This window comes from Acinetobacter sp. YH16044 (genome assembly GCF_013417145.1).
Lineage (GTDB): Bacteria > Pseudomonadota > Gammaproteobacteria > Pseudomonadales > Moraxellaceae > Acinetobacter > Acinetobacter amyesii.
In genome coordinates, this window is record NZ_VPEK01000092.1 from 1 (window position 1) to 3224 (window position 3224).

Annotated in this window: 4 protein-coding genes; 1 reads left to right on the forward strand and 3 read right to left on the reverse strand. The window is 35.5% G+C overall.

The features are described from left to right. Positions 1 to 440 precede the first annotated feature (440 nt). Positions 441 to 1028 (forward strand): tetratricopeptide repeat protein, encoded by a 588-nt coding sequence (locus tag FTV38_RS16970; RefSeq protein ID WP_174660745.1) that lies wholly within the window; start codon positions 441 to 443, stop codon positions 1026 to 1028. A gap of 55 nt (positions 1029 to 1083) precedes the next feature. On the opposite strand, the gene FTV38_RS16975 is transcribed toward FTV38_RS16970, so the two are convergent. The 3 genes from FTV38_RS16975 to FTV38_RS16985 form a co-directional block, all read right to left on the reverse strand. Beyond that, positions 1084 to 1593: a hypothetical protein gene (locus tag FTV38_RS16975; RefSeq protein ID WP_174660746.1), complete on the reverse strand. Its 510-nt coding sequence runs from the start codon at positions 1591 to 1593 to the stop codon at positions 1084 to 1086. A 302-nt stretch (positions 1594 to 1895) separates the two neighbouring features. Further along, positions 1896 to 2303, reverse strand: a complete 408-nt coding sequence (locus FTV38_RS18475) for a phosphoribosyltransferase (RefSeq protein ID WP_174660747.1) — start codon at positions 2301 to 2303, stop codon at positions 1896 to 1898. A gap of 161 nt (positions 2304 to 2464) precedes the next feature. Further along, positions 2465 to 3224: transposase (locus tag FTV38_RS16985; protein WP_180023003.1), on the reverse strand; the 760-nt coding region annotated here is incomplete at its 5' end.

A 3224-nucleotide genomic window follows, 5' to 3' on the forward strand; every position in this document is an offset into this window, starting at 1 on the left:
CCAACAACAAAGAAGCATTGGAAAAAAACTCAGAAAAACAACCGGAAGACCCCACGCAAGAAACCAAATCACAGCTTCAATTCCAGTATGTGGCCTACTGATTGAAAAAAATCTCGTCCAGATGAATGAGCGTAAACAAGAGATAGAAAAACCTCGACCTAAGCAGGATCGAGGGATGGATTTTGGGATGTAGTTTAATTCTGTGTGAATAGTTTACTAATTACACCAATAACAGCGAGTATGGCTAAAAAAGCGAATGTAATACCAATTGAAATTAATCCTGCAACTAATAGAACTAATAGGTATCCTCCAAAACTATTGGGCTCTACAATGTTATAAGCAACAATTAAAAGGACTATTGTTAAAATAATTTTCATTTCTTAAGGTACGTATTTCAAAATACTGAGTTATTCAAATTTTCACATTTTTTAGGTATTCGAGTGCATAAATATTTTCTTATTTTCCTTACAATTCTTTCATTTTCATCAAGTTTATATGCTTTTTCTGATGCTGAAATTATTGAAAGAGCTAAGCAAGGCTATGCAGAGGATCAACTTACTCTTGCTGTTATGTACAAAGAGGGAGTAGGTGTACAAAAAAATATGGCTGAAGCTATAAAATGGTTTGAAAAGGCAGCTAATCAAGAAAATACAGATGCTCTGTTCATGCTTGGTGCAATTTATCAAAATGGCATGGGGGTATCTGTTAATTTAAATAAGGCAGCCAACTTATATCAAAAAGCTAGCAATAAAGGAGATATAGCAGCCACACGTGAGCTAGCCACCATGTATTTATTCGGAAATGGTGTTGTTAAGAACCCCGCAAAAGCAGTCTCTCTTTTTACTCAAGCTGCGAATAAAGGTGATATTACAGCTCAGACAAAGCTTGGATTAATGTATGTAAGAGGAATAATTGTAAAACAAGATATAACTAAGGGAATGTCTTTATTGAGAAGTTCTGCATTAAAAGGTGATAAAGATGCATTGTATCTTATTGAAAAATATAACAAAGAAAATATAGTTAAATAAAATAATTAAATACATCATAGCCATGAAAAATATTTTCAATGGCTATGCTCGCAAGCTAAATATGGTGATTCTTTTTTAAAAATTCTTTTTGCTTTTTTTCCCATAATTCAAAGTGCTTTTTTAGATTTGAAAGAGATCCTTTATAAAAATCACCTTTCAGAGTCATGTCCTTAATGCCGCATCTTTCTGATAAATACATAATATACGTTTCTGGAGAGTCATTTAGTTTGTGGATCACAAAGTTGACAGGAAAAACTAAATCACATGGTTGTCCATTTGGATATGTATTAAATTCTATTGAAGTTTTGATAAATAAGGTATTGTTTAGTCCATCAGATGAATAGTATCTAGTCTCGTAGCTTCCATTAGGAAAGTAAGAATGATGTATTGATTTGAGATCATTAAAATCATTTGGATCTAAATGTATAAATGGATGACAAAAAGTTCTGCGATGTTCCTTTTTGATTACGCCATCTTTATCAAGTAAGAAATATGGATGTGAGTTATAAAGCTTAAGATAAATAATGAAAGCAATAATTACAGAGATAGATATAACGATTGTCATACTTAGATTTATAAAATATTGAATTTATTTGAATTATAGTTATGAATAACAAAAAAGCCTAACAACTTATTTAAGTTATTAAGCTTTTTGTTTGAAACTTTACTAGCCGTGCCTAGATAAACGATATTTGACTCTTACAGTCTGACCTCGCTTGACGGTGCTGCCGGGCTCTGGGCGTTAGCCCTATCTTTAAAGACCATTGAGCACATGAATGGTCTATCTGTAGTATACAGTTATAAATAAAAGTTTACATTAACTTTTGTGATTTTTAGTGATTTTTGGTGACATTGAATGATTTCTAGTTATTTACTGCCCAGTTTTCCTAAAAGACAGATTGCTTCAATTTGTTCACTTATTTCCATTTCTTTAAGTAAGTTATAAGCACTTGTTAAGGTTGTACCACTTGCCAATAAATCATCGACAAGAAGTATAGATTTTCCTTTCATTTCCGTAACTTTTTCAATTTGAGTCGGATCTATTTTCAAAGGACGAATAAACATTCTGTCCTTTGTTGCGACTTCTTTCATAGAAAAAGCTTTATTGGGATTATTGGTTAGATCTCTTTCGAGGGAGCGACGTAAGGCAATGATATCTTTTTTGTATTTTGGGGTTAATGGAAGATCTTGTAGGTCAGAATAGACTTCGAGAATAGTTTTTTTAGAAAAGATATTATTAAGAAGAACTTGCAAAATTATTGTCCCAGCCGACACAGCTGTAGCTCCTCTTAAAAAAGAGGCTTTTTTTTAATCAAACCCGAGTTGCGCTATGATTTTAGGGATCAATCATCTTGTTTCTCCATATCTTAAACAAGCTGATGCGTTGACCTGTGTCAAATATTCAATCATTAAGCACTTAATCAATTGCCTTGTCGTCACCTCAAAAGTCGCATCAATTGATCGGCTGTTTGAGCAATCAAACCAAACATCAAATGACTCATCACCTTAGCGTGACCTCGATAATAAATCACCCGACCGCCAAACTCATCCTTTAAACGGGCATTACTGCGTTCAGCACTGCTACGGGTTTTATATCGCTGTGCTTCCGCTTTGCAAAATTCTATTTTTTCACCCTGACGCTTGTTGTGATCAATCAACGGAACACGACCTCTTGATCTCACAAACTCTCGAATATCCGTACTACAATAACCTGCATCCATCAGCTCATAACATGCCGTAACACGCTGTTCACTCATCAACGATAACGGCAGGGCAACACGACTATCATGAACGACCGCACCCGTCAGATAAGCACTGATCACTACACCACAACATGCTGTATCTAAATGAAGCTTGTAGCCTTTGGTACTCTCAGAATACCCTTTTGAGTTCGTTTTTGTGCCAACAGAACAGCCCGTAGGTAAATCTCGGAGCATTTCAGGAAGTGTCTGTGTGAGTTGAATCTGAATGGCAGTTAATATTTTAGTGGTCAAGGTCTTAGGCGAGTTGAATGCAGGGCGACCTCGTTTTTTGGCAGGCGGTTTTACAACAGGAGGGAGAACTATTTTCTCAACACCTTCGCGTGCTGGAATCATGGTTGCATCACGGCTAATATGACCGATTAACGTATCCGCAAGATTGGACTTCACCATCTGCTCATGAACGCGAGTGGTTAGTTTACGCGCTGCAAATTCA

Coding starts and splice junctions, on each gene's coding strand:
- FTV38_RS16975 (WP_174660746.1), bottom strand. CDS start 1,593: ATGACAATCGTTATATCTATCTCTGTAATTATTGCTTTCATTATTTAT.